Source organism: Asaia bogorensis NBRC 16594, from assembly GCF_001547995.1.
Taxonomy (GTDB): domain Bacteria; phylum Pseudomonadota; class Alphaproteobacteria; order Acetobacterales; family Acetobacteraceae; genus Asaia; species Asaia bogorensis.
Genome location: NZ_AP014690.1, coordinates 2,150,112 through 2,176,709 on the forward strand (window position 1 = coordinate 2,150,112; position 26,598 = coordinate 2,176,709).

At 60.4% G+C, this 26,598-nt stretch carries 23 protein-coding genes, 1 tRNA gene and 1 riboswitch; of the genes, 8 read left to right on the forward strand and 16 right to left on the reverse strand.

What is annotated here, in order from left to right; genetic code table 11:
- Positions 1–116: 116 nt before the first annotated feature.
- The 13 genes from tilS to secA all read right to left on the reverse strand — a co-directional run bounded on the left by tilS (position 117) and on the right by secA (position 13,215).
- Positions 117–1,406: a tRNA lysidine(34) synthetase TilS gene (gene tilS, locus Asbog_RS09615; RefSeq protein ID WP_062164983.1), complete on the reverse strand. Its 1,290-nt coding sequence runs from the start codon at positions 1,404–1,406 to the stop codon at positions 117–119.
- An 8-nt stretch (positions 1,407–1,414) separates the two neighbouring features.
- Positions 1,415–2,275: a tetratricopeptide repeat protein gene (locus tag Asbog_RS09620; RefSeq protein ID WP_062165860.1), complete on the reverse strand. Its 861-nt coding sequence runs from the start codon at positions 2,273–2,275 to the stop codon at positions 1,415–1,417.
- A 259-nt stretch (positions 2,276–2,534) separates the two neighbouring features.
- Positions 2,535–3,011, reverse strand: a complete 477-nt coding sequence (pal, locus tag Asbog_RS09625; protein WP_023978578.1) for a peptidoglycan-associated lipoprotein Pal — start codon at positions 3,009–3,011, stop codon at positions 2,535–2,537.
- Positions 3,012–3,287: 276 nt separating this feature from the next.
- Positions 3,288–4,667: a Tol-Pal system beta propeller repeat protein TolB gene (gene tolB, locus Asbog_RS09630; RefSeq protein ID WP_062164984.1), complete on the reverse strand. Its 1,380-nt coding sequence runs from the start codon at positions 4,665–4,667 to the stop codon at positions 3,288–3,290.
- Between the two features lie 46 nt (positions 4,668–4,713).
- Positions 4,714–5,709 (reverse strand): hypothetical protein, encoded by a 996-nt coding sequence (locus tag Asbog_RS09635; RefSeq protein WP_062164985.1) that lies wholly within the window; start codon positions 5,707–5,709, stop codon positions 4,714–4,716.
- Between the two features lie 17 nt (positions 5,710–5,726).
- Complete coding sequence (tolR, locus tag Asbog_RS09640; RefSeq protein WP_062164986.1) at positions 5,727–6,161, reverse strand: protein TolR; 435 nt, start codon at positions 6,159–6,161, stop codon at positions 5,727–5,729.
- 5 nt (positions 6,162–6,166) lie between these two features.
- Positions 6,167–6,835, reverse strand: coding sequence for a protein TolQ (gene tolQ / locus Asbog_RS09645; RefSeq protein ID WP_369794225.1), 669 nt, complete (start codon positions 6,833–6,835; stop codon positions 6,167–6,169).
- A 147-nt stretch (positions 6,836–6,982) separates the two neighbouring features.
- Positions 6,983–7,396 carry a tol-pal system-associated acyl-CoA thioesterase gene (ybgC, locus tag Asbog_RS09650; RefSeq protein WP_023978582.1) on the reverse strand — a complete coding sequence of 138 codons (414 nt, stop codon included), beginning with the start codon at positions 7,394–7,396 and terminating at the stop codon, positions 6,983–6,985.
- Positions 7,383–8,441, reverse strand: a complete 1,059-nt coding sequence (gene ruvB / locus Asbog_RS09655) for a Holliday junction branch migration DNA helicase RuvB (RefSeq protein ID WP_035443911.1) — start codon at positions 8,439–8,441, stop codon at positions 7,383–7,385. Before ruvB ends, ybgC begins: the two co-directional genes overlap by 14 nt.
- A gap of 55 nt (positions 8,442–8,496) precedes the next feature.
- Positions 8,497–9,102, reverse strand: coding sequence for a Holliday junction branch migration protein RuvA (gene ruvA / locus Asbog_RS09660; protein WP_062164987.1), 606 nt, complete (start codon positions 9,100–9,102; stop codon positions 8,497–8,499).
- 76 nt (positions 9,103–9,178) lie between these two features.
- Entirely contained in the window at positions 9,179–9,685 is a 507-nt protein-coding gene (ruvC, locus tag Asbog_RS09665; protein WP_023978584.1) for a crossover junction endodeoxyribonuclease RuvC, read from the reverse strand.
- A complete protein-coding gene (locus Asbog_RS09670) occupies positions 9,682–10,431 on the reverse strand; it encodes a YebC/PmpR family DNA-binding transcriptional regulator (protein ID WP_023978585.1) in 750 nt (249 codons plus the stop codon). Before Asbog_RS09670 ends, ruvC begins: the two co-directional genes overlap by 4 nt.
- Positions 10,432–10,467: 36 nt before the next feature.
- Positions 10,468–13,215 (reverse strand): preprotein translocase subunit SecA, encoded by a 2,748-nt coding sequence (gene secA / locus Asbog_RS09675; protein WP_062164988.1) that lies wholly within the window; start codon positions 13,213–13,215, stop codon positions 10,468–10,470.
- Between the two features lie 362 nt (positions 13,216–13,577).
- Between secA and Asbog_RS09680 the strand changes: the two genes are divergently transcribed.
- From Asbog_RS09680 to Asbog_RS09700, 5 genes are all read left to right on the forward strand, one after another.
- The gene (locus tag Asbog_RS09680; protein WP_023978587.1) at positions 13,578–14,498 is read left to right on the forward strand and encodes a peptidylprolyl isomerase; all 921 of its coding nucleotides are present in this window, start codon (positions 13,578–13,580) and stop codon (positions 14,496–14,498) included.
- A 139-nt stretch (positions 14,499–14,637) separates the two neighbouring features.
- Positions 14,638–15,873, forward strand: coding sequence for a bifunctional glutamate N-acetyltransferase/amino-acid acetyltransferase ArgJ (gene argJ / locus Asbog_RS09685; protein WP_062164989.1), 1,236 nt, complete (start codon positions 14,638–14,640; stop codon positions 15,871–15,873).
- 362 nt (positions 15,874–16,235) lie between these two features.
- Positions 16,236–17,471 carry an NAD(P)/FAD-dependent oxidoreductase gene (locus tag Asbog_RS09690; RefSeq protein WP_035443912.1) on the forward strand — a complete coding sequence of 412 codons (1,236 nt, stop codon included), beginning with the start codon at positions 16,236–16,238 and terminating at the stop codon, positions 17,469–17,471.
- Positions 17,472–17,497: 26 nt separating this feature from the next.
- Positions 17,498–18,256 carry a 2OG-Fe dioxygenase family protein gene (locus tag Asbog_RS09695; RefSeq protein WP_062164990.1) on the forward strand — a complete coding sequence of 253 codons (759 nt, stop codon included), beginning with the start codon at positions 17,498–17,500 and terminating at the stop codon, positions 18,254–18,256.
- 59 nt (positions 18,257–18,315) lie between these two features.
- Positions 18,316–18,879: a hypothetical protein gene (locus tag Asbog_RS09700; RefSeq protein ID WP_146926365.1), complete on the forward strand. Its 564-nt coding sequence runs from the start codon at positions 18,316–18,318 to the stop codon at positions 18,877–18,879.
- Between the two features lie 26 nt (positions 18,880–18,905).
- Here Asbog_RS09700 and Asbog_RS09705 read toward each other — a convergent pair.
- Positions 18,906–18,979: transfer RNA gene (locus Asbog_RS09705), tRNA-Gly, on the reverse strand.
- Positions 18,980–19,083: 104 nt separating this feature from the next.
- A riboswitch (SAM riboswitch) is annotated at positions 19,084–19,163 on the forward strand.
- A gap of 67 nt (positions 19,164–19,230) precedes the next feature.
- On the opposite strand from Asbog_RS09705, the gene metZ reads away from it, so the two are divergent.
- Both metZ and apaG read left to right on the forward strand, forming a co-directional pair.
- Positions 19,231–20,418: an O-succinylhomoserine sulfhydrylase gene (metZ, locus tag Asbog_RS09710; protein ID WP_062164991.1), complete on the forward strand. Its 1,188-nt coding sequence runs from the start codon at positions 19,231–19,233 to the stop codon at positions 20,416–20,418.
- A gap of 36 nt (positions 20,419–20,454) precedes the next feature.
- The gene (gene apaG, locus Asbog_RS09715) at positions 20,455–20,928 is read left to right on the forward strand and encodes a Co2+/Mg2+ efflux protein ApaG (RefSeq protein ID WP_035443949.1); all 474 of its coding nucleotides are present in this window, start codon (positions 20,455–20,457) and stop codon (positions 20,926–20,928) included.
- Here the strand turns inward: apaG and Asbog_RS09720 are convergent.
- Entirely contained in the window at positions 20,888–23,815 is a 2,928-nt protein-coding gene (locus Asbog_RS09720) for a ligand-binding sensor domain-containing diguanylate cyclase (RefSeq protein WP_062164992.1), read from the reverse strand. The two genes, apaG and Asbog_RS09720, sit on opposite strands and share 41 nt — an antisense overlap.
- A gap of 131 nt (positions 23,816–23,946) precedes the next feature.
- The gene (locus Asbog_RS09725) at positions 23,947–24,615 is read right to left on the reverse strand and encodes a hypothetical protein (protein WP_062164993.1); all 669 of its coding nucleotides are present in this window, start codon (positions 24,613–24,615) and stop codon (positions 23,947–23,949) included.
- A 488-nt stretch (positions 24,616–25,103) separates the two neighbouring features.
- Here Asbog_RS09725 and Asbog_RS09730 point away from each other — a divergent pair, with 488 nt between their 5' ends.
- Positions 25,104–26,507, forward strand: coding sequence for a sugar porter family MFS transporter (locus Asbog_RS09730; protein WP_031240037.1), 1,404 nt, complete (start codon positions 25,104–25,106; stop codon positions 26,505–26,507).
- Positions 26,508–26,598: the final 91 nt, after the last annotated feature.

Below are 26,598 nucleotides of genomic sequence, written 5' to 3' on the forward strand. Positions count from 1 at the left end.
TGCCTCCAGAGGAGAGACGTCGGCGTCGGTAGCCCCGTCTGCTGCCCTGAACCGACAACAGCGCTGATCTTTTTCATAACATAAGCATTTGAGGGGACGTTCCCACCCCCTGACGATCAAGTTTTCACGGTTTCCCGGTAATCTGGCCATCTTGACCGGTCACTCAGGCTCACGGCAGGCTCGAACGCGACTTCGAAGCCGGGCCAGTCCCGTGAAATGCCCTCACCCAGCGTCGGTACACCCACGACGCTGCCGCCTCGCCATAAGGCCGGAACAGCGGCCAACACCCGAGAGGGCAATGGATGGTGACGATAGCGGCGTGATTCCGGCCCCAGGGCGCCGACACTCAGCCCGGGCTGCATCGGCGCACCCCGCACCTTGAATCGCCGGTCCCACCAGAGCCCCTGATACAAGGCTGACTGCGCGCGGATCGCCGCTGCCTCGCGTGCCAGGATCCACCCCTCGCCATACCGCCCTGCCTTAAACAGGATACCCCCTGAATGCGTCATAGCACGCGGCGACGCGATCAATCCGGCTAGGTCCGATGGAGAGGGAGGATAAGTCGCGCCGGATATCATCTGCCAGAGCTGCCCCAGGAGGGCCGGGTCATCGGGTAAAGCCGCCATCACGGCATATCCGGCAGGATCAAGACGGATCGAGGCGAGCCAACGTGCAGCGGCCTCCGATCGCCTGTTGCGTAGCGCTCCGTAAATACCTGCCTCAACCAGCGTTTCGCACCGCGTTGCGGCGTTCATATACTGCCGTATACGGACACGCTCGAAGCATCGTTTCTGGTTACTGGGGTCCTCCACCCATTCTATATCCTGCGCCTGCAGTGTGGCACGAAGCCGCTCCGGCGCAATCGACAGCAGAGGGCGAAGATAGCGCAGATGCGGCGTCTCACGACTGAGCGCCATGGAAGCAAGACCATAGGGTGTGCTGCCACGCGCTTTGCGCATGAGGAAGGTCTCCGCCTGATCGCCGGCATGATGCCCCAATGCAAGATCGAGAATACCATGGGCGGCGCAGGCCTCGGCAAGGATCTGATAACGGGCCGCCCTCGCGGTCTCCTGCAATCGTCGCGTGCCATCGAGCGCCTGAATGCACAGAACGCTCACGGGGATATCGAGCGCCTCAAGTCTGGACGCTGTCAGCGCAGCCTCGGCTGCGGAGCCTTCCCGCAACCCATGATCGACGACAAACGCCCTGAGGGAACGGCGCCAGCGTCGCAGCAACCAGGCGAGACAGAGACTATCTGCACCACCCGAAACTGCGACACCGAGTGGAAAGCGGGGCTCATCACATGGAAAAGCCCCGAAGCCCTGCATGAGGGCCGCGAACTCCCCCGCCGCGATGGCCCCTGCACCCGGATGGGAGGGCCGGTCCACAATTTCATCTTCAGGCATCAGCCCGTTCAGTGACAGTTGGCACGGCCCTTGAAGCTTGTGACGGCAGCCTTCACGCGCGGTGTGGGCGAAGGAAACTCGGAATCGAGCTTCTGCAGGGCCTGACAGGCCGAGTTCTTGTCGCCCATTGCCAGCATGGAGGCGGAGACGCCAAGCAGGGCTTCCTGCGCGCGCGTGGACTTGGGGGAGCGATTATACGCGTCGTAATAGGCAACCGCGGAGTCGCGATACTGCTTCTGCCCCGCGAGAGACTGGGCGAGCAGAAATTGGGATTCGAGCTTCCCATTGGCCGTCTTGGCCAGTTTCAGCGCCTGCTCGGCGTTGCTCTGTGCCGTGGCATAGTCACGGCTCTTAAGGGCAGCCTGACCGGATTTGAGCAAATCCAGCGCGGTCGCCGGTTTATCCGCGGGCGCTGCGGGTGGCGCAGTGGAAGTGGCTGGCGCAGTCACGGCACCGGCACTGGATGCAGCGCCTGCGGCAGCGCCACCGGCTCCATTCTGCGCGGCAAACTGCATATCGCCAATCTGCTTGGTCAGCGTCGCATTCTGCGTCTGCACCTGGTTGGTCAGCTGATCGAGCTCTCCGCGCATCTCCCGGTTCTCGTTCTCGAGCGTCGAGACGCGCTGCAGAAGCTGGGAAACGAGATCGCCGTTGCCTGAACTGACGGCAGGTGCGGCATTGCCACTCACCGGCACGGAGGATGCACTGGACTGCACCTGCTGAAGCTGCTGCGAGAGCTGCTGGATCTGGTTTTGCAGCGCGATACCCTCGCGGCTCGTGACCTGAGCCTGTGCAGACGAGAGCCCCAACCCTGTTGCAGCGGCGACGGTTGAGAGAATGAGGAAGCGGGAAACTCGGGCACCGCGCATGGCGCATCCTTCGGTCAGATCGTGATGGCTGGCATCATGCCGCGCATGATCCCTCGCCGTATAGCTCAAAAGAACTTGTAAATCAGACGTTCCATAAAACAAAACCGGCCGATGCCGAAGCACCAGCCGGTTTCGTCAGATCCGAATTCGTCCCCTGCAGGAAACAGAGGAGAATCAATCGTCAGAGTTGGCAGGTTGTCGAGGCGCTGACGTGAAAAATCAGGTCAGAACCACGAACAACCCGGCAGCCTCGAACCGATTACTTGACCGAGGTGATCGCGTTACGGTTCTGAGCCCATGCCTGCTCGTCGTCACCATCAGCGGTCGGACGGTCCTTGCCGTAGGAGATCGTAGTGATGCGCGAAGGAGCAACGCCCTTGGCAACCAGATAGTCACGAGCCGCATTTGCACGACGCTGGCCAAGCGCAATGTTGTACTCTTCCGTGCCACGGTCATCGCAGTTACCAGCGATTTCGACGCTGACCTGCGGGTAGCGGGCGAGCCATGCTGCCTGCTTGTCCAGAGTTGCCTGCGCGTCGCTGGAGAGCGTGTTGCGGTTCAGGTCAAAGAAGACGCGATCGCCGACATTGGCGACCAGATCGGCTTCGCTACCGGGCGCAGCGCCGGTTTCCTGAGCCGTTGCGCCTGCACCGGTCGATGCACCCTTGTTTGATTCGTCCGAGCATGCAGCCAGAACGACTGCAAGGCCAAGCGCACCGAGAAGCTTGAAATTCATTTTTGCCAACCCTGAATATAGTCCCCATCCGGGACCAGGAAGCGTGACGACAACTAATTACGAAGGTCGGAGTTCCCGTTTTGCTTGCTGGTTACCATAACCATTGGGCCTTACCGATCCCGACGACCAAGATCGGCCATACTCATTCCCGCGAAGCGCGGTCAAGCGGCATGACTACCATCGCGCACCAAGTCGCGTGGATTTCATTAGAAATTCAGAATTAGTGTCTCCGACGCCACAAAAAGCGGCGTCAGAGACACAGCCTCACGGCTTAATTCAGCCCTGAAGCGGCGACCAGGCCGGATCAGAAGCGCCCGTGCTGGTGCGTACGGGACGCTCATGGAATCCTGTGATATCGATCGTGCCGATTCCGCTAGAGAATCCGGCGCCCCCCGCCCCTGCTGCCGACTGGCGGCAGAAGGCGATAACGCGACCATTCGGACAGAAGGTCGGGCTCTCGACCGTAAAGCCCTCGGTCAGGATGCGCTCTCCCGTTCCGTCCGGCCCCATCACGCCCAGCGAGAAGCGACCATTGGCAATACGGGTGAAGGCAATCACATCACCACGGGGCGACCAGACCGGCGACCCGTACGTGCCATGACCGTAGGAGATACGACGCGCGCCGCCGCCCGAAGGGCTCATGATGTAGAGCTGCGGCGATCCACCACGGTCAGAGTTGAACACGATCTGGCTGCCGTCAGGGCTGAAGCACGGGCTCGTATCGATCGCACCGGAATTAGTAATCTGGCGCTTGGAGCCCGAACCCAGATCGACAACGAAAATGTCCGACCCGCCACCACGCGTTGCAGAGAGCACAACCTGGCTGCCATTGGGGGAGAAACGGGGCGCAAAGGAGATGCCCTCGAATTCACCCAACATACGCTGGCTGCCCGAGCCGAGATCAAACGTATAAACGCGCGGACGGTTATTGGCGTAGGACATGAACGCAATCTGGTCGCGCACCGGGTTGAAACGCGGTGTGAGCGTCAGCCATTGACCCGAGGTCAGCATGTGGCTGTTGGCGCCGTCCTGATCCATCACCGCAAGACGCGTGATCTGGTGATGGCGCGGGCCAGTACGGGCGATATACGCAATGCGCGTATCGAAATAGCCCTTCTCACCCAGCATGCGCTCATAGATCACGTCAGCAATCGTATGGGCGATGCGACGCCAGTTGCCAGCTGAAGCCGTATAGGCCGTGCCCTGGATCTGCTCACCTGTCAGAACGTTCCACAGACGCATCTCGACGCGCGTGCTGCTCGAACCCGCAGCACTCCCCGTGACAGCGGCACGTGCACCCTGCGCCTTGAGCGCGGCAAAATCCGGCGTGCCAGAGGAGCCGGGCAGGATCGTAAACAGGCCGGTACTGTCGAGATCGGCAGAGACCACACTGGTGATCTGCTCGCCCAGTCCGGGACCGAAAGACGGGATGGAGATGGGAATAGGAGCGGTACGGGCCTGATCAACAGTGATCTCCGCCTCGCCGGGCGCATTGCCAGCGGCATTCTGCGCGAAGGCGCCAATCGGCGTGGCCAACAGACCACCAGCAGCAAGGGACGCGCCGAGAACCGAGCGTCGTGAGAACAAGGAGGAGAGGCTCTGCGCCTGGTCGTCGGTCAGCAGGGGCCTGTCGAAACTGAACGTATCGCGTGACATGAATGCGGGTCTCTTGCGGTCTGGGAGGATCATGAACCTGAAAACCTCAGGGGCGGAACACGAATTTGAGCTCGTGCGTCTTGCCCAGAAGGTTCGAGGGGATGGGAAGTTTCGAGCAGGTCGGGCTGAGCACGGCATCGCGTGCACGCTCGGCCAGCGCCCGATAGGACGGGTCGGAAGCTGCCTTCGCCTGGGTGTCGGGAGCAAAACGCGCCATTCTCGCCTCTCCGGTCGCATCGATCGTCACGATCAGATGCGCGCTAAATGAGGCATAATTACGCGCTTCGGTATCTTCCGAATAACAACGGCGCACCGAGCCACCAATCGCCTTCTGCTGGGCAGAACTCAGCGCGTTGGTGATGTCGCCATTCGGCGCACCACCCCCGTTGGGCGCCCCGCCCTGCTGCGGGTTGGCGCGCGCCTTCGGCGGATGCGTCTGCTTCTGGTCAGCGCGCAACGCATCGAGTGTCGCGAGCAGCGAGTGCGAATCCGCCTGGGTCTTCTTCGCCGCATTGGGTTGCGTGATATGCGAGAAGGTCGGCGTTTCAGGCAGCTTATCCACTGGCTGTGTCTGGGGCGAAGGCGGCGCAACCTGCTTCGAAGCGGAAGGGGGAGACGGCTTGGGCGGCGAGGCCTTGATAGGCTCGGCCGAGTCGTCAACCATCTTCTGCGGTGTCTTCACGTCAGGCAGAGGCGGCGTCTTGCTTTCCGCCGGAGGCGGAACGGGCGGCGGCGGCGGCGCAGGTGGTGGCGGCTCCTCCACAGGCTGAGGAGTCGGCGGCGTCGGAGCGGGCGGCGCGTCTGTCGGCGTAGGGGCTGGCGCCGGCGCTGGCTTGGGTGCTGGCGTATCGGCCTTGTGCGGCGTGGCAGGAGGACCGGAATCCTCGAAAGCCATCTCGATTGGCGGCGGTTCGGGGGGCTCGGGGGGCTTGCTCATGGGCAGCCGCACGAGAAGGAAGCCGATGAACAGCGCATGCGCTGCAACCGACGCTCCCAGCGCATAGCGGAAGCGCCGGACATCGGACCGACGGGGACGCAGCAAGGCTGCTTCTCCTCTGGTTACTGGCCCGCGGCGGGCTGCTGGGCGAGCAGCGCCACGTGCGTGAAGCCACCTGAGGTAATCTTCCCCATGATGTCCATCACCTGTCCGTAATTGATATGAGCATCAGCGCGGACGAAGATGCGATGCTCCCTGTCGTTCTGTGCGGCCTGCTGAAGCTGGGCGACGAGCTGGTCGGCCGAAACCGGGTCATCTCCCAGATAGGTCCCACCATCGGCCTTGATCGAGACCGTTATGGGTTTGGTATCAGCATTGAGCGGGCTGGCATCGGTCTTGGGGAGATCCACATTCACGCCGCTCGTCATCATGGGGGCTGTCACCATGAAGATGATGAGCAGCACAAGCATGACGTCCACCAGCGGTGTGACGTTGATTTCCGACGCCGGGCGTCGCCTGCGGCCGCGTGCGGGGCCGCCCCCTGCAGACATGCCCATGGGTCTTAGCTCCGCTCTTCCGACTGTCGCGACAGGATCGCGGCAAATTCGGTACCGAACGCATCCATGCGCTCAGCGAAATGATCAAGGGCAGAGCTGGTCACGTTATAAGCCACATAGGCCGGAATTGCTGTGACGAGGCCAATTGCCGTTGCGAAAAGGGCTTCGGAAATACCGGGAGCCACAACAGCGAGGTTCGTGTTGTGCATGGCCGCGATCGAGCCGAAGGCATGCATGATGCCCCACACCGTGCCGAATAGACCGACAAACGGGGCAACGGGACCAATCGTGGCGAGAGCCACCACGCGACGGCTCAGCCGATCCATTTCACGGGCGACCGTGATGTTGATCGCGCGATCCACGCGATCACGCACACCACCGCGCGCCAGATCGATCCCCGTGATGCGGGCGGAGCGGCGCCATTCGCCCATGGCCGCACCAAAGACGGCAGCCATCGGGTGGAGCGGCTTAGCCCCGTCGGAATCGTAAAGATCCTCCAGGCTGCCGCCAGACCAGAAACGATCCTCGAATTCCGTCGCTTCGCGATTGACGCGGCGAATCAGGATGATCTTCTCGATGATCACGGCCCAGACGAAGGCGCTGCACAAGATCAGCCCCACCATGACCAGCTGCACCACGATGGATGCATGCAGGAACAAGTCCAACGGTGACAAACCAGAAGCGGCGGCCCCAAGGTCAGCCGCATTTACCGCTCGATCCAAAAAAACCTCCTGAGGCTTCGTTCTGCGTCACGCCTATACAGTGCATGCCTCATACGCGCCTATCCCGAATCGTCACGCATCATCACATGCCGCCTGTCCTCAGGTCTGGCTCGACAATGCCTCCAAGGATGCACGCCATCGCGGCGGAATTCGGGCAGGCCGCCCGGAATTCTGCATGATGCATGCCAGCTCGACTGTCAGCGTGGCGGCGTGCATGTCGCCACACGACACGATCTGACGCAACTGGCAACGTGCAGAGCCAACAGATTCAATCGTGGTTGTGATCTCTGCCCAGTCATCCAGGCGTAATGGGCGTAGATACTCCACCGTAAGCTTCGTTACGACAAAGACGAGACCCGTTTCTTCCTGCAACATCGAAACGGGTGTGCCTGACATACGCAGGGCCTCGGTTCGTGCCCGCTCGGCAAAGGCCAGATAGCGGGCGTGGTAAACAATTCCGCCCGCATCCGTATCTTCGTAATAGACACGATAACCGATCTTATGAACCTTCATCGCTCTCCCTCAACAGATCGAACTGTGCCTCACTGGCCGAGGCCGGCGCCGCAAGGCCGAGATGGGTCCAGCCACGCTCTCCAAGCATGCGCCCCCGCGAGGTGCGCAGCACAAGCCCTTCCTGAATCAGATAGGGCTCGATCACATCTTCTAGCGTGTCACGCGCCTCAGCCAGCGCCGCAGCCAGGGTCTCGACTCCGACAGGGCCACCATGATGATGCTCGGCAATGCGCTTGAGATAGCGCCTGTCCATGGCATCCAGCCCGACCGAATCGACTTCAAGCCTCGTGAGCGCGGCATCAGCCATCACGCGCGTGATCGCCCGGTCATGCGGCGCCCCCACAGCAGCGAAATCACGCACACGACGCAGGAGCCTGCCCGCAATACGCGGTGTCCCACGCGAGCGCCTCGCGATTTCCTCTGCCCCTTCCTCGGTCAGGTTCATGCCCAGCTTGGCGGCGCCACGGGACACGATCAGCCGCAGTTCCTCAGGCGTATAGAACACGAGCCTCAGCGGGATACCGAAACGGTCGCGCAGAGGTGTCGCAAGCAGGCCTGCCCTCGTTGTGGCCGCAACAAGGGTAAAAGGCGCCAGATCGATACGCACCGAGCGAGCGGCTGGCCCCTCGCCGATAATCAGATCGAGCTGGAAATCCTCCATCGCCGGATAGAGCACTTCCTCGATGGCAGGTTGCAGACGATGGATCTCGTCAATGAACAGCACATCATTGGGCTGCAGATTGGTCAGAATGGCTGCAAGATCACCCGCGCGCTGAATCACCGGACCCGATGTGGCACGAAACCCCACGCCAAGCTCGCGCGCCACAATCTGTGCCAGCGTCGTCTTGCCGAGGCCCGGTGGCCCGTGCAGCAGGACATGGTCCAGCGCCTCGCCCCGGCTGCGGGCTGCCTGGATGAAAACGGACAGGTTTTCGCGGCTGGCCCGCTGCCCAGTGAAGTCATCGAGCGTCTGGGGACGCAAACCGTGATCGGTATCTTCCATACGACGCTCGGGGGTCAGTGGGCCTCTATCCGTGTCATTCATGCTCTCGCCCCTGTTCCCCTGCTGCTGGTCTCATTTGACCGGGCCATGCCTTGCGTCATCGCGCCAGATCCTTGAGCGCCAGACGAATGACCTTGTCCAGCGTTGCCCCCTCATGCTCGACCAGAATGCGACTGAGCACAGGCCAGGCCTCGGCGCGGCGGAAACCGAGACCGGCCAGTGCCTGCAACGCGTCACTTTCCACAGAGCCTGCATTGCCCGTGACGCTACGCCCGACCGCAGTCGCGCCGCCTGCGGGCATTTTGCCCACCTTGCTTTTGAGCTCTGTCACGATGCGCTCGGCCAGACGGACACCAACGCCCGCCGCACGGGTCAGCGCCGCCTTGTCGCCAGCGCTGATGGACAGAACCAGGTCGCCCGGTGTCGCCACAGAAAGAATGGCCAGCGCCACCTTGGCCCCGACACCCTGAACGGTGGTTAGCAGACGGAACCATTCCTGCTCATCCGAAGTCAGGAAGCCGAAAAGCTGGATTGCGTCCTCGCGCACCACGGTCTCAATGAGCAGTCGTGTCTTTTCAGGGGCCGCAGGCAGATTTGCCAGGGTCCGGCTCGACGCCGAGACGAGATAGCCCACGCCATTGACGTCGAGAATACAGCGATCCGTATCCGTGCTTACCACGATACCTGTCAGTAGCCCGATCATGCCCACCTCACTTTACGCGTCATGGCACCCCGCCCCGAGCCCTGTTGTCTTGTTATCAATCAGGCTGCGAGCCCGATCAGGCCATACGCCTGCCAGACATGACCTGCCGCGCCGTCTCCCGGTGATGGGCGTGGCAGATCGCCACCGCCAGCGCATCGGATGCATCCGCCTTGTGAATGACCGCACCCGGCAGGAGGCGCTTGACCATCATGGTCACCTGCTCCTTCGTGGCGGCCCCGGTGCCGACAACGGATTTCTTGACCATCATGGCGCCGTATTCCGCCACGGGCAGCCCTTCATAGGCCGGCGTCAGCAAGGCGACACCGCGCGCATAACCGAGCTTGAGAGTCGAAGCTCCGTTGCGGTTGACATATGTTTCCTCAACCGCCGCTTCGGCAGGCCGATAATCGCGTATCAGCTTCTGCAGGGCACCATGAAGCTCGCACAAGCGCAGCGGTACAGACTCGGCGCCATCCGTGGCAATTACGCCGGAGGCGACGTGCTGCAACCGGTTGCCTTCGACATCAATCAGCCCCCAGCCCATGAAACGCAGGCCGGGATCGATACCGAGCAGACGGATCAAGCAGCGAGTGCCTGGGCAACGTCGTCGGGAATGTCGAAATTCGCGTAGACGGCCTGGATGTCGTCATTGTCTTCCAGAACGTCGATGAGTTTGAGCACCGAGCGTGCCTTTTCCTCATCCAGTGTCACGGTGTTTTCCGGGCGCCAGTCAAGCTTGGCCGAGCTTGGCTCGCCAAAACGTGCTTCGAGCGCATCACGCACTGCAAAGAGGTTTTCCATGGCGCAGGTGATCTCGTGGCCATCAGCCATGAGCTCGGCATTATCGGCACCCGCCTCAATGGCCGCATCCAGCATGTCTTCCTCGGAAGCCGCGGCAACCGGGTAGGTAACGACCCCCAGACGCTGGAACATGAAGGACACGGAGTTGCTCTCGCCCATCGACCCGCCATGCTTGGAGAACGCAGCACGCACTTCGCTCGCGGTACGGTTGCGGTTATCCGTCAGCCCCTCGACGATCACGGCAACACCCGCCGGGCCATAGCCCTCGTAGCGGACTTCCACGTAATCCTCACCGCCACCGGCACCACTGGCCTTCTTGATGGCACGCTCGACATTGTCCTTGGGCATGTTGGCTTCACGGGCCGCAATCATGGCGGCGCGCAGGCGCGGGTTGGATGACGGATCAGGCAGGCCCGAGCGCGCAGCAACCGTGATTTCACGCAGGATCTTCGCAAACTGCTTGGCACGCTTGGCGTCCTGCGCACCTTTGCGATGCATGATGTTCTTGAATTGCGAATGACCGGCCATCAGAGCCTCCTAAACCGTATGACTGTTCGTTCTTCTTCAGGCCAGACGGCCATGACAATGCTTGAATTTCTTGCCCGACCCGCACGGGCAAGGCGCGTTGCGCGGGGTTTCCTGCGCATAGCTACCCTCGGCCTCGGGCACATTCATGCCCATGCCTGACGGGGCCTGGAACATCCCGCCCGGCTGCATGCCTACCTGCCGCGGCTCAAGCCCGGCCGATGAGGCCCCCTCATCGGAGGACGCAAAGATCTGCTGCCCCTCGAAACCGGCATGACCATCGAAACCGGGGAACGGATCGGCCTGCTGGACCACCTCGATGCGCGACATGGTCGAGGTGGCGCGGATACGCATGTCGTCCAGCATGGCGGTAAAGAGCTGGAAAGCTTCGTGCTTGTATTCGTTGAGCGGGTCACGCTGACCGTAGGCGCGCAGGCCGATGCCCTGACGCAGCTGATCAAGCGCGTGAAGATGCTCTTTCCACACCCCGTCAAACGAGGTGAGCAGCACCTGCTTTTCGATATGACGCATGATCTCAGGCCCGATATTGGCCGAGCGTGCGGCCTGCGCCTGCGTAGCAGCCTCTTCCACACGCTGGATGATCAGATCGGCATCCATGCCGTCTTCCTTCGCCCAATCGCGAATCGGCAGGGTCAGGTTGAGCAGCGACAGCAGATCGGCTTCGAGCGCCTCGCTCTCCCACTGTTCGGCAAAGGCCTTCTCGGGCACGCGGGCATGGACCATCTCTTCGATGCTCTGCTCGCGCAGTTCCTGCAGGATACCCGATACATCGTCCATCGCCATGTATTCACGGCGCTGGGCATAAACCTCCTTGCGCTGATCGTTCATGACGTCGTCGTATTTCAGGACGTTCTTGCGCATGTCGAAATTGCGCGCTTCAACCTTCTTCTGGGCACGCTCAAGCGCCTTGTTCAGCCAGGGATGAACAATGGCCTCGCCTTCCTTCATGCCCAGCTTGGTCCAGAACGCGCCCATGCGCTCGCCGCCATAGATGCGCATCAGGTCGTCTTCGAGCGACAGGAAGAAGCGTGATGCCCCCGGATCACCCTGACGGCCGGAACGGCCACGCAGCTGGTTGTCGATACGGCGGCTCTCATGGCGCTCGGTACCGATCACATACAGGCCGCCAAGCTCCTTGACCTTGCCATGATTGACCGCGATTTCCTCACGCAGACGGAGGATCTCGGCTTCATGCGCTGCCTCATCCTCGATCTTCTCGAGGCTCTGGCGGATCAGCATATCCAGATTGCCGCCGAGTTTGATGTCCGTACCACGTCCCGCCATGTTGGTGGCAATGGTGATGGCACCCGGCGCACCGGCCTGTGCCACGATCTGCGATTCCATTTCATGGAAGCGGGCGTTCAGTACGGAATGAGGGATTTTCTTGGAGCTGAGCAGGTTGGAAAGATGCTCGCTCTTTTCGATGGAGGTCGTCCCCACCAGCACCGGCTGTCCTGATTTTGCAACGTCCTGAATCAGGTTCGCTACAGCCTCGAACTTCTCGCGGGCCGTGATGTAGACCTCGTCATCCGTATCCTTGCGCGCGACGGGGAGATTGGTGGGAATCTCGACCACATCGAGCTTGTAGATCTCGGCAAACTCGTCAGCTTCGGTCATGGCCGTGCCGGTCATGCCCGAAAGCTTGGGATAGAGACGGAAATAGTTCTGGAAGGTGATCGAGGCCAGCGTCTGGTTCTCAGGCTGGATCTCGACGTGTTCCTTGGCCTCAAGTGCCTGATGCAACCCGTCGGAATAACGACGGCCATCCATCATGCGGCCGGTGAACTCGTCGATGATGACCACCTTGCCGCTACGGACGATATATTCGACATCGCGGGCGAAAAGCGTGTGGGCACGCAGGGATTGCTGGACGTGGTGCATGACGGCGATGTTGTGCACGTCATAAAGGCCGCCCTCATGCAGGACGCCGGCCTCACGCAGCATTTCCTCGACCATGTCGGAGCCCTGTTCGGTCAGGATGACCGTACGCAGCTTCTCGTCCCGCTCGAAGGCCTCGGGATGCTTGACGAGCTGAACCACCACGTCATCCACCCCGCGATACAGCTCGGAACTGTCATCAGCAGGGCCGGAGATGATGAGCGGTGTACGCGCCTCATCGATCAGGATGGAATCCACCTCATCGACGATCGCATGATAGAAAGGACGCTGGACCATTTCTTCCAGCGTGTATTTCATGTTGTCGCGCAGATAATCGAAGCCGAATTCGTTGTTCGTGCCGTAGGTGATGTCCGACCCATAGGCAGCGCGGCGCTCATCGTCCGACAGATTGGGAATGATCACGCCCGTGGTCAGGCCGAGGAAGCTGTAGAGCTTGCTCATCTCCTCGGCATCGCGCTTGGCAAGATAGTCGTTCACCGTCACGACGTGCACGCCCTTACCGGCCAGCGCACTGAGATAGACAGCAAGCGTCGCCACCAGCGTTTTGCCCTCACCCGTGCGCATCTCAGCGATACGGCCGGAATGAAGCACCATGCCGCCCACGAGCTGAACGTCGAAATGACGCATGCCGAGCACACGGCGCGATGCCTCGCGGCACACGGCGAAGGCCTCAGGCATGATCTTGTCGAGGCTCTCACCTCCGGCGATACGGCCCTTGAATTCCTCGGTCTTTGCGCGCAGTGCATCATCGTCGAGAGCCTGAATGGCAGGCTCAAGCGCGTTGATTTCAGGCAGGCGCTTCTGATAGCCCTTCAGTGAGCGATCATTGGCGGTGCCGAACATGGCGCGGGCAATACGAGCGAACATGACTGTCCTTCTGGCGAACTGGTCCGCTAGAAGCAGGACCGCGAACTGGAGTGCGGATCATCCCGACCCGCCTGCACCGATGAATTCGCCCGGTTGAGAGGCGGCGATCGGTCAAGGCGGTCACGCGAAACATCCGCCGAAGCCGGATCGGGATTGTCCACGCGGGAAATGAGATAAGGCGCGCCCTTGCCCCGGTCAACCGAGCAGCATGGCGTTCAGCGTTGCTCAAAGCCCCGCAACGCACGTTTTCTTCATGCAGAGCGCTATCAAAACCCGATATCGCGCCCCTGTCGGCCTTGCCGAGCGCCCAAGCCTGCGCCATGCTGGACAAAGTTCCACGAGTTTTTCGAGGTTATTTCTCCATGCGGCTTACCCGCCCGGCCCTTTTCTGCGCCGCTCTCATCTCCGGCACGACTCTGGCGGCTCCGGCTTTCGCAGCCCCTGCCCCTGCCGCCCCGGCGAATGCGGCTCCGGCCGCTGCCCCGGCTGCCCCTGCCGATGCCAACCCGCTGATTGCCTCTGTCAATGGACAGAAGATCTATCTGGATGACGTCAAGCACGCTGCTGCCAGCCTGCCCCCGCAGGCGCGCCAGCTGCCGCCGAACACGCTGGTCAACATTCTGCTGAACCAGCTGGTCAGCCAGAAGGCCATTCAGATCGACGCACTCAAGGAAGGCCTCGACAAGAAGCCGGACGTGAAGGCCCAGATGCAGGATGCCGCCGACAACGCGCTGCAGAATGCCTATCTGCAGGAAAAGGTTGCGCCGCTGGTGACGGAAGACGCCATCAAGCAGGCCTATCAGGCGAATTACGCCTCCAAGAAGGGTGAGCAGGAAATCCATGCCCGCCATATTCTTGTGGCCGATGAAGCAACCGCGAAGGACGTGATCAAACAGCTCGACAAGGGCGCAAAGTTCGAGGATCTCGCCAAGAAGCTCTCGACCGACAAGGGATCGGGCGCAAGCGGCGGTGATCTTGGCTGGTTCAAGAAAGACGACATGCTGCCGGAATTCTCGAAGGCCGCTTTCGCCATGAAGCCCGGCACGATCAGCCAGACCCCGGTCAAGACCCAGTATGGCTGGCACGTCATTCAGGTTCTGGCCTCACGCGAAGCTCCTGTGCCGCCGCTGGACCAGGTGCATGACGAAATCCGTCAGCAGCTGATCCGTGACAACGTGCGCAAGATCGTCGATGACGCGCAGAAGAAGGTCAAGATCGTGCGCTACGACGCCCAGGGCAAGCCCATCAGCGATGCCCCGGTTGCAGCCCCGGCGAAGAAGTAATCGCCACATGGAGGTGAGCATCTAACGCTCACTTTTCACTCAGAATTCCGGTCTTTTCGCCCCATTGCGGGGCGGGGGGCTGGACCTGAGCCCCAAGCCGTGCATCCTCTTTCCGACGTTTAAAGCTCGGAGACAGATCATGGCAAAAGCCCTCCCCCGCTCCCCCCTCGCCCAACCCCTGCCGCGCCTTCTGCCGGTGGCTGGTGTCAGGCTGGGCGCTGTTGCCGCGCAGATCCGCTACAAGGATCGCACTGACCTCATGATGATGGAGTTCGTGCCTGGCACAACGGCGGCGGGCGTGTTCACGCGCAGCAAATGCCCTGGCGCTCCCATCGACTGGAGCCGTGCAGCTCTGGCGCAGGGCAAGGCGCGTGCGCTGGTGGTGAATTCGGGCAATGCCAATGTCTTTACCGGCCGCGCGGGCGTGATCGCCACGCAAATCTCGGCGGCCGCCGCTGCGCGTGTCGTGCATTGTCCAGCAACAGAGGTATTTCTTGCTTCGACCGGCGTCATTGGCGAGCCACTCGACGCCGAGCGCATCAGTGATGCGATGCCTCAGCTCTATGAGGCGCTTTCGCCCGAAGGCTGGGAAGACGCCGCCCGCGCCATCATGACCACCGACACCTTCCCCAAGGCTGCCACGAGGCAGGTCGAGATCGGGGGCAAGACCGTCACCCTGCAGGGCATTGCCAAAGGCAGCGGCATGATCGCACCCGACATGGCCACCATGCTGGGCTTTGTGGTGACCGATGCCGCGATTTCCCATGATGTGCTGCAATCGCTCCTGCGCGAGGGCACAGAACGCAGCTTCAATGCCATTACGGTCGATTCCGACACATCAACGTCCGACATGGTGCTGGTTTTCGCCACGGCGCAGGCCGGCCATGACGAGATCACGTCCCTGACCGATCCAGCACTGGCGGCTTTTCGTGAAGCCCTCGATTCTCTGCTGCTCGAACTGGCCCTGATGGTCGTTCGTGACGGTGAAGGGGCAACGAAGATGTTCACGGTGCGTGTCAGCGGCGCCGTCTCGGACGAATCGGCCAAGAAGATCGCGCTCGCCGTTGGCAACTCCCCGCTGGTCAAGACGGCTATTGCCGGTGAGGACGCGAACTGGGGCCGCGTCGTCATGGCTGTTGGCAAGAGCGGTGAGCCAGCCAATCGCGATACGCTCTCGGTCGCCATCGGCAATGTCTGGATCGCCCGACAGGGAACGGTTGTCGAAGGCTATGATGAAACCCCCGTGGTGGCCCATATGAAGGGTCAGGACATCGATATCCAGATTGATCTCGGGCTGGCCAATGGCCACGCACAGATCTGGAGCTGTGATCTTACCCACGGTTATATCGACATCAACGGCTCCTACCGGAGCTGAACCACGACCGCTGGGCCCGCCAACCGGGCCCAGCATGGCGGCCTTCGCTCTAGCGATCCTCTTCTGCGTGACCGCTGGAGCCCGAGCGCTTAGGCGCTCCCCTCCCTTTCCCGAATCCAGCGGGCAGACTTCTCTTCAACAGCGTCTGCGTCCGTTCTCTGTGCCTTCGTGCGGCATTGCGCCTCATCCTTTTCTGATTTAGTACCGTAGTCGTCCTTTTTTGATCGCTGCGACGCATCTCGCGTCTGGACGACCGCGTTGATTGCTCCCACATTATGAGTTGAGAGCGAGACGCGCTCACAACAAGAGCAATCATATCAGTGTCGTAATTCCTGCCCGGACGACACTGCGGAGGAAACTTCATGGCTAATGGATTTCGCGTGGTCATCATCGGCGGCGGTGTTGCCGGGATGGAAACAGCGATGACCCTCGGTCGCGGCCGCCATCGCAACATCGAAACCACGCTGATCGACAAGGGCGCCGTCCATTACTGGAAACCCATGCTGCACGAATTTGCAGCGGGTACGGGTGAGGAAACGCGGGATTGTACGACCTTTGTGGAGGCCAGCCGCCGTTTCGGCTTCCGCTTCATCCAGAGTTCGCTGAGCAGCGTTGATCGAGAGAAGCACGAGATACGCCTCGCGAATGACGAGATCGTACCCTACGACATGCTGGTGGTCTCACTTGGCTCGCGCTCGAATGATTTCGGCATTACGGGCGTTATGGCCAATTGCACCTTTATCGATTCACTGCCGGATGCAAGCTCGTTCCATGAGAAATTCCGGGCAGCTTTCCGTGATGCAGCGGCTAGCAACCGCAAGCTTGAAGTCGGTATTGTCGGCGGTGGCGCAACCGGCACGCAGCTCGCCGCCGAATTGTGCAGCGCCATCGATCTCGCTCCCGGTTATGGCAAGGATGCAAGACGCAACGTGCTGCGCCTCTCCCTGATCGAGACGGGCAAGCGTATTCTCCCCGCCTTCCCCGAGCGCGTTTCGAACGATGCGCGCAAGCAGCTCGAGGCTCTGGGCGTGTCCGTTCTGACCGAGGCCATGGTGACTTCAGTGGATGAGGAAGGGTTTCACCTCAAGGACGGGCGCGTCATCCCGGCCTCGCTGCGTGTATGGGCTGCCGGTGTGCGCGCCAGTGCTGCAACCGAACTGTTCGAGGGGCTGGAAATCGCCCGTGGCGGCCAGCTTGTCGTGAACCATCACATGCAGTCCACGAGCGATACGTCGATTTTTGCCCTGGGCGACTGCGCGCGTATCAACGACGCACCGCTTCCCGCCACAGCCCAGGTTGCGCGCCAGCAGGGCATCTATCTTGGCCGCGCCATACCGGTCATCGCTCAGGGACGCGAGCCCTCGACATTTGTTTACCGCGACCGTGGTGCGGTCGTGTCTCTGGGAGACTATAACGGGTGGGGCATGGTTGGTGCCTCGACGAGTTTCGGTGGCGGCTTCCTGCGTGGCCTCGCCCCGAGATGGCTTCATGATCTGATCTTCCGTCAGCATCAGATTGGCGTCATGGGGCTGGCCCGCGGAACGGCTGCCTTCCTCAAGGCTCATCTGAACCCGACCCGCCCACGTCTGGACCAATAACACCCGATCAACGGTAGTCTCAATTCATGCCCCTGCAACGGTCACAGCCCCTCCCCCCCGCCGAGGCACAACGCCTTGATGATATGGTCGCCACGCTGCAGGCGCGTGGCTTTGCCTTCGAGCGTGGGCCCGACATGCGCTCCTTCCTCAAGTCTTTCGGTTTCGAGGACTGGGAGCGCTTTGCCGAAAGCTGGAACCGGCTGGGGCTCGACCGGTACATGGCGGATGGCGGGCGCTATCGCAAACGGCGTTACGCCACCTATGCCTTGGCAGGTGGGCGTATCGACCGCAAGCGTCATCAGCCCCACTATCAGAGCCGCGATTACAATCTGCTCAATGGTGGGATCGAGCGCTGGTTTGGCCCGATCGAGGACGCCATCGCCTCGCATCCGGTCATGCTTTCCATTCTCAATGCCGCCCATCTTCTGGCATTGCGTATGACGCCGGCCTCGACCCAACCCGATAGCTGGCATGCGGAAGTGCATCAGTTCCGTATCGAGGCTCAGGCTGGCAGCCAGGGCCGCCCCACGCCGGAGGGGATGCATCGTGATGGTGTGGACTGGGTTTTCGTTCTGATGGTCAGTCGCGAAAATGTCGCCTCCGGCGTTACGACGATCCACGACGATCATCGTCAGGAAGTCGGTTCGTTCACGCTCGAGTCCCCCCTCGACACGGCTCTGGTCGATGACCATCGTGTGTACCACGGGGTCACCCCCGTCGAGCCAATCGACCCCGCCCGCCCGGCCTATCGCGATGTACTGGTCGTTACGCTCAGACATGCGTAATAAACCGGCGTGAAAGAACGGCCCCTGCGATTCGTGCGGGCAAAATGAAAGACAATCCGATGCGTTTTCGTGTGGTATTGGCGGGTATTGCCATCACAGGCCTTATGGCAGCACCTGCCCTGGCCCGGACGCATCAGAAGTCGGCCCCATCAGGCAATGGGCCGCGTCCAGTCATTCTCACGGCGCAGCCTGGTACCAATCTCGATCAGGAGGCCCGTCAACTGAGCGCGGGCGATCTGGCCGATGCCGCCAAACATGATGATCAGCCTGTCGTTCTGGTTGCCTCGGCCCCGCTCTCGACAGACCGGGGCGATATGGCACTTTTCGTGCAACTGCAATCCGCCCGCCTTTGCGGTTCGGCGGGCTGTTCCACTTCGGTCTATCTGCGTCACAAGGGTGGCTGGAAGCTTGTGCTCGACTCGGTAAGCGGGGCCATATCTGTCTTGTCGAGCCGTCACAACGGCATGCATGATCTGCTGATCGACAAGAACGATCGCTGGACCTGGAATGGAACAGCCTATCAGGACGGTGCGCCCGTCACGGCGCCGGCACCGCAAAAGGCGAACAAAGACAGCAAGGACAAGGGTGAGGAGACCCCGAAGAAAAAGCTTCTTCGCGGGTAGTCTCAGCACCGAATTTTTCGGGAACTTGGAGCGGGTGAAGGGAATCGAACCCTCGTATGCAGCTTGGGAAGCTGCCGTTCTACCATTGAACTACACCCGCAACGGTGCCCCTTCTATCCCAGTCGCCTGCGCGATGCAATCATCCCACTGCCAGTTGACGACCGACACAGCCTTTGCGCATAGTCGCAACCGTGGTGCCGCACGCGGCAGAACCCTCGCGATTTGAACGGCCGGATTGCGGCGAGGCTAAACAACAGCGCTAAAGAGGCCCGGAACCAGTTTGGCTCCAGGTTTTCCACGGCCAGAATCGCACCCCAAGGATTACGGTGCATTTTGGAGCGTTTCCGTCCCATGACTCAAAATAATTTCGGCCCCTCGACACGTCTGTTGCATGAGGATGTCAGCCGTACCGAACATGGCGAAACCAGCGAAGCCATCTTCCTCACCTCGGGGTTTGTCTATGACAGCGCCGAGCAGGCAGCCGCCACATTCACCGGCGACGTCACCCATTACCAGTATTCCCGCTTCGGTAATCCCACGACCGATGCCCTTCAGTCACGCCTTGCCCTGCTGGAAGGAGCCGAGGCCTGCATCGTGACAGCCAGTGGCATGGGGGCGGTCTCATCCGCCCTGCTGTCCCATCTGAAACAGGGCGACCGTGTGGTTGCGTCCCGCGCCCTGTTCGGCTCGTGCTACTGGATCGTGACCAATCTGCTGCCGCGCTACGGCATCGAGACTTTTCTCGTCGATGGTGATGACTGGGCCGGGTGGGAGGCAGCGCTTTCACAGCCAACCGGTGCCGTGCTGATCGAAAGCCCCTCGAACCCGATGCTCGACGTGCTGGACATCGAACGCATTGCCGACCTCGCCCACAAGGCAGGCGCGTTGCTGATGGTCGATAACGTGTTTGCCTCACCGGTCGGGCAGAAGCCTCTGGCCCTCGGGGCTGACGTGGTTCTGTATTCCTGCACGAAGCATATCGATGGGCAGGGCCGCGTTCTTGGTGGCGCTGTTCTGGGCCGCAAGCAGTGGATTGAGGAAGTTCTCCAGCCCTTTACCCGCAATACAGGCAACGCCCTCTCCCCGTTCAATGCGTGGGTGCTGCTCAAGGGGCTCGAAACACTCCCGCTGCGGGTTAACGCCATGGCTCACAATGCCAGCGAAGTGGCAAAATTCCTTGAGAACCAGCCGGGTATTGCCCGTGTTGCCTATCCGGGCCTTGCCTCTCATCCACAGCGCGTCCTGGTTGAAAAGCAAATGCTCAATGGTGGCTCACTGGTCGCTTTTGAAGTTGAAGGCGGCCGTGAGGCAGCGTTCCGCTTCCTCAATGCGTTCAGGCTGATTGCGATCTCCAACAATCTAGGCGATGCCCGGTCTCTCGCCACCCACCCCGCTACGACGACTCATTCCAAGGTCGATGCAGCCGAGCGTGCCAAACTCGGGATTACGGATGGCGCCATCCGTCTCTCGGTGGGGCTGGAAGACGCCAGCGACCTGATTGCAGATCTTCAGCGAGGGCTTGCTGCGCTCAAAGGCTGATTGCTTTCCGGCGCTTCATCGGCCTACAAGGCGGGCATGTCGCAAAAGCCTGCCCCTCCCCGCCTCGTGGCCGACCCTGAAGCGAGCCTTGCCGAAGCCATGGAAGCTGCGCCTCGCTACGAGGCCACAACCCAGGGGGTGACGGTCTCTGTGCGCACTTTCTGGCTTGAGGACCAATCCCAGCCGGAAGACCACCATTTTGCCTGGGCCTACCATATCCGGATCGAGAATGGCGGTAACGAGACGATCCAGCTCCTGACCAGATTCTGGGAAATCACAGACGGGCGCGGCAAGACCGACCATATTCATGGCGATGGCGTGATTGGCGAGCAGCCCATTCTCATCGCACAGGAAGTCTTCGAATATACATCCGGCGTGGCCCTACCCACAGCGTGTGGCTTCATGCGCGGAATGTACCACATGATCGTGCCGGCCACCGGTGAGCGCTTCGAGGTCACCATCCCGGCTTTCAGCCTGGATAGCCCTCATCGTCTTGGTCTTGTTCACTGACGACAAGACGCCCGCGGCCTTCCAGCTTCGCACGATAAAGCGCCTGATCAGCCCTTTCGAGGGCTTCCATCCATACCTCTCGAGGTGACTCGATCTCCGGCACACTGCGCGCAAGGCCGGCACTGCACCCGATTGTCAGAGCACCAACCTTTGTCTCGAAAGGATGGTCACTCAAGGCGGCCAGTAACAGCTCTACGCGACGATGCGTGGAGGCAAAATCCCCCTGTATGACGATCAGGAATTCCTCACCGCCATAGCGACCAATGATTTCCTCTGGCAGCTTGTCTCGCAACAGACGTGCGCCGATTTCCGCCAGGATTTCATCGCCGATCATATGGCCGAAGGTGTCGTTGATCGATTTAAAATAATCCACGTCGAAAAGGGCAAGCGTTACCGAGCGATGAGATCCTTCATAATCGGGCCGTCCCTTGCGTTCGAGCAGTCGCAGCACACTGGCTTCGGCCGTGCGGCGATTCATCAGTCGTGTCAGCCCGTCCTGGCGAGCCTGCTGTTCAAGGGCTGCCTGCGCCGCACGCATCTCCCCGGTTCGTTCATCGACGAGCGCTTCGAGGCGCTTTTGTCTCTTGAGAAGATAGCGAAAGCGAACCCGATTGAGCGTGTAGGGCAGAACCACGACAGAGACGACGTAAAGGGCAATGAGTGGCCAAGCCATCCACCAGGGCCGCTCCATCCTGATTTCAAGAACGATGGGACGGGAGATGATATTTCGGCTGTCATTGATTGCCTGAACGATCAGCCTTGAATGACCGGGTGGAACGAAATTGTAACGTATGTCACCCGTGGTTGTGGTGACCCAGTCCTGATCGACCCCCTCGAGGCGATAACGAAAATAGGTCGTCGAGGCGAGCGCAGTATTGAGCGTCCCGAGCGTCACGATCAACGGGTCGCGGGTGAAAGGGATGGCGTGTTCCGGCAATACGCCCTCACCAAGACGTGCCTCGATAAAGACAGGCTTGAGGTCCGTTGGTTCGAAAAGATGCTCCGGATGCAGGAGGTGTGAGACGCCTCTCGTCGTGGTGATCCAGATGGACCCGTCAGGATCTTCAGTCAGACCCTGCTGATTGATATTTGCGGAAATCAACCCATCATCCCGCGTCACCCTGATCCATTGCCGCCCATCGTAAGCCGCAAGCCCGTTTTCGGTGCCAACCCATAGTCGTCTGTGGTGGTCCCAAAGCAGGCTGAAGATGATCTGTGAGCCGGTGCACTCCACCCCGATCTGACGGGTACTACCGATGCGGTTGCCATCCAGATGGATATGTACGAGCCCAGTGCGCGCACGCACGCCCCCGACCCAGAGATCGTCATGGGACGAAAAAACCATGGTCAACGGGGAAAAATCATGCCCGTTGGCCCAATGTGTGAGTACCGGCTGCCATCGGCCGTTCGCCCCCCTTCTGTAAAGGGCATTACCTATGATTGCCCAAGGGGTGCCATCGTCACGGAGCGCTATGGCGCTCGCTGGCTTGCTGAGCGGCTGACCATTCTCGTCTTCAACAAGGCTTGGCTGGGCCGTACCGTCCCCGGGCATAGCCAGCATCCCGTCATCGGATGCGATCCAGAGCGTATGATCCCTGGAAGACAGGGCCAGCCCAAGAATTCGCTGCACTGGCATTTTCCGGTCACACGCGAAGTGTCCCGACTGGAAAAGACAATGCAGCAGATCGCGATCGTCCACGGGCATCCAGTATCCCGACCCGCCATCAGACAGCCCAAAGAAGAAATTTCCCTCCCTCAGGCGTTCGCCGAGCTCATTCCGGTCGAGCTGGTACAGTCCCTGATCTGTCAGAAGCAGTGTTCTCTCGGGCCCGGACAATACAGACCAGACAGACCGTATGCTCTGTGGTTCAAGGTTTTCCCAACTCCCCCAACCGACGAGCTTGACCAGTTCGACAGAGTCCTGAACAGTCCAGAGCTGCCTGTTGCGGTCAGCATACGCAAAATGAATATCCTGCTCCCTGCCGAGGTCATGATTAGGCAGGGTCCAGTATTGCCCATTGAACGATCGCAGGCGATTGCCGTCAAAGAACACCGTCGCATCCGGCGTCTCCACGACAAAACTCGGGCGCTCACCGAGATTTCCCTGATCAAGCACCCAATCTGTCGGCAGTCTGGCGAAGGTGCCATCGACATTTGGCACGAGCAACGCGTAGCGCTCGAACGCGTAAAAGCTGCGATCGGCATGGCTGCTCGGTGAACCGGATATCTCGGCATCCCAGGGAAGCCTGAAGACCCGAAGCCCCGTCAGGTCGCGCATCTGGTTTCCGCCGGGTTCGCGATAGAAAACACGATCGCCAATCTGGTAGACAAGCGCTCGCGCGCTGCCAGCCATCGGCGCCTGACAGGAGAGGATGTTGTCCTCCGGCGTTTCGCACAGATGCACACCATGAGGATCGACAACGGTCAGTCGTCCGGCATCGAGAAAGACATTCTCGATACGTCCCAGGCCGGGGGCCTTCAAGCGCCTGAAACGCAGCAATAAGGGCGATACCCGACTACTTGTCGCGCGTTGGGATATCCTGAGCCCTCCGCGCTGGAGAACCACAACCCGGCCATCGGGGAGGAAACGAACACTATCGGCAAAATTAGGCTGATTGGGTGTTTCCTGAACCTTGACCTGATAAAAGCGCTGCCCGGAGAAAAAATAGAGCGATCTCTGGGTCAGAAGGTACAGATAGCCCTCGTGGTCTTGAGCCAGGCCAAAGATATAGGAACTATCCACCCCGTCACGCTGCGTGAAACTCTGCATGGGCAGGTCGGCGTCGCGCGCAAGGGCCATCTTCGCGAAACTGCAGAGCAGCAGGAACACGATCACAGCCCAACGCAGAGCCGCGCTCAGGGCATGATAAAAGGAGGCCAGCACCATCGGCACTGAGCCTCCCCCACCTTGATCGATGCTCGAAACGAGTTTCAGGTCTTTTTCCTCAACGCAGGGATGTGCCCCTCTGAAAGCACACTAATATAACAGCTGCGTTTCGTCGTTAAAAACTCGCAACCTCAGACCTTGCGGACCACACACGCGCCTTGCATCTCACACGGATCCCACTTCTGACCGGCAGGCGGACGCGGACCAGCATAGGCAAGGCTATCGCTGCTGTCGGCAACGCACGCACCCTGCATCTCACACGGATCCCACTTCTGGCCGGCAGGCGGGCGCGGGCCAGCATAGGCAAGGCTATCGCTGCTGTCGGCAACGCACGCACCCTGCATCTCACACGGATCCCACTTCTGGCCGGCAGGCGGGCGCGGGCCGGCATAGGCAAGGCTGTCGCTGCTGTCGGCAACGCACGCACCCTGCATCTCACACGGATCCCACTTCTGGCCGGCAGGCGGGCGCGGGCCGGCATAGGCAAGGCTGTCGCTGCTCTCGGCAACGCACGCACCCTGCATCTCACACGGATCCCACTTCTGGCCGGCAGGCGGGCGCGGGCCAGCATAAGCGAGGCTGTCGCTGCTCTCGGCAACGCACGCACCCTGCATCTCACACGGATCCCACTTCTGGCCGGCAGGCGGGCGCGGGCCAGCATAGGCAAGGCTCGAGGTGGAAGTTACCCCATCGCGCAGCTCATGCCCCGTGGAGGCAGAAGCCAGCGAGACCAGACCAAAGACAGCGCCTGAAAAGGCAAGTGCCGAAAAAGTTTTTGCAGCGTGAATGCGAATAGACATGAGAAGAATCCATTTACATGCGAAAGCTTTATTGCTTGAGCAATGTATGGACTCGTTTCATTGACAAGTCTCGACTAGTTATGGAATGACTCTAAGGTAGAGTTATATCAGATAAGAATAATTTGTATTTATCTCTACTTATCTTGTATTTATGTTATCTTTTTATTTACGATATAGCGACAAGATTCCGGAAAGGGGTAATCTCTTACAATGGGTTATATTCCCATCAATCCCGGTTACTTCCTTTTTTTGGATGTGAACTAAGTCGCTATTTGAGCCCGCGCCCACTTACGACGCATCCCTGACCGGCCCCGCTTGGGCCGGGCTCCAGACCCAGCCGGTGACCCATTATATGGATCACAACGATTTTGGTTTGAATTAACGTGACAAACCCTTAAAGATCACACGGACTTTGGGATTTCTTGTGTGACAACAGCGATTCCTCTGCAGGCCCGGCCCCCCGGCTTTCTCGACTAAGGTCTTCTCATATGAGTAACGTTACCTCGTCCAACCCAGTAGAAACGAAGCTTCCGTTGGTTGGAAAAATGATGCTTGCTGCAATTCTCGCGGCAGTCGCAGGATTGATGTTCGGTCTCGATATCGGCGTCATCTCCGGCGCCCTTGGCTTTATTGCCAAGGAATTTCAGGCCAGTGATACCGCTCAGGAGTGGATCGTTTCTTCCATGATGTTCGGCGCGGCCCTTGGGGCACTCATTGCCGGGCGTCTTTCCTATAGCCTCGGCCGCAAGAAGGCGCTTGTCTTCAGTGCTGCCCTTTTCGTGATTGGCGCCATCTGCTGTGTCGTGGCCCATTCGGTCACTCTACTGATCGTCGCGCGTGCGATTCTCGGGCTCGCCATTGGTATCGCCAGCTTCGTGGCGCCGCTTTACATTTCGGAAGTGGCTGACGAACAGCATCGCGGCAGCCTGATTTCGGTGTATCAGCTCATGATCACCATCGGGATTTTGCTCGCCTTCATCTCGGACGCCATGTTCGCCTATTCGGGGTCATGGCGCTGGATGCTCGGTATCGTCGCCGTTCCGGGTGCTGTGTTTCTTGTAGGCTCACTTTTCCTACCTGACAGCCCGCGCTGGCTGATGCTGCGTGGCCGTCATGCCGAGGCGCTCGAAACGCTTGCCTCGCTGCGCGCCTCGCGTGCCGAAGCAGAGAGCGAAATCCGCGATATCCAGGAAGGCCTGCAACAGAAGCAGCGCGGCTTTTCGATGTTCCTCGAAAACCCGAACTTCCGTCGCTCCGTCATGCTTGGCATTGGTCTGCAGATCGTCCAGCAGCTCACCGGCATCAACATCGTCATGTATTACGCGCCGCGTATCTTCGAAGTGGCCGGCTTCGGTCAGGACGGGCAGATGTGGGGCACGGCCATCGTCGGTCTGGTCAACATGCTGGCCACTTTCATCGCCATCGGTTTCGTCGATCGCTGGGGTCGTCGTCCGATGCTCGTCGCCGGCTTCGTCATCATGGCCATTGGCATGGGGGCACTCGCGATCTTGCTTTCCTTCGGTCAGGATTCGAGCACGATGATGCATTACCTCTCGGTCGGGGTTCTGCTGCTCTTCATCACCGGCTTCGCTTTCTCTGCCGGCCCGCTCATCTGGGTGCTTTGCGCCGAGGTGCAGCCGCTCCAGGGTCGTGATTTCGGTATTGCCTGCTCGACCTTCACTAACTGGATTGCGAACATGGTCGTAGGCGCCACGTTCCTGACGCTGCTTGGCACACTGGGCGCCTCACACACCTTCTGGCTGTATGCAGCGCTCAATGCAGTGTTCATTCTCGTTACTCTTGCCTTCGTGCCTGAGACACGTGGCGTGTCGCTGGAGTCTCTCGAGCACAAGCTGAACAAGGGTATCCGCCTGCGCGACATCGGTCGCTGAAACACACTCTACGTGTGACGCACAGGTCATGGGCTCCGCAGTCACTGCGGGGCCCTTTTTTCTTGGCTTGACGCGGCAGGGACAAATCCCC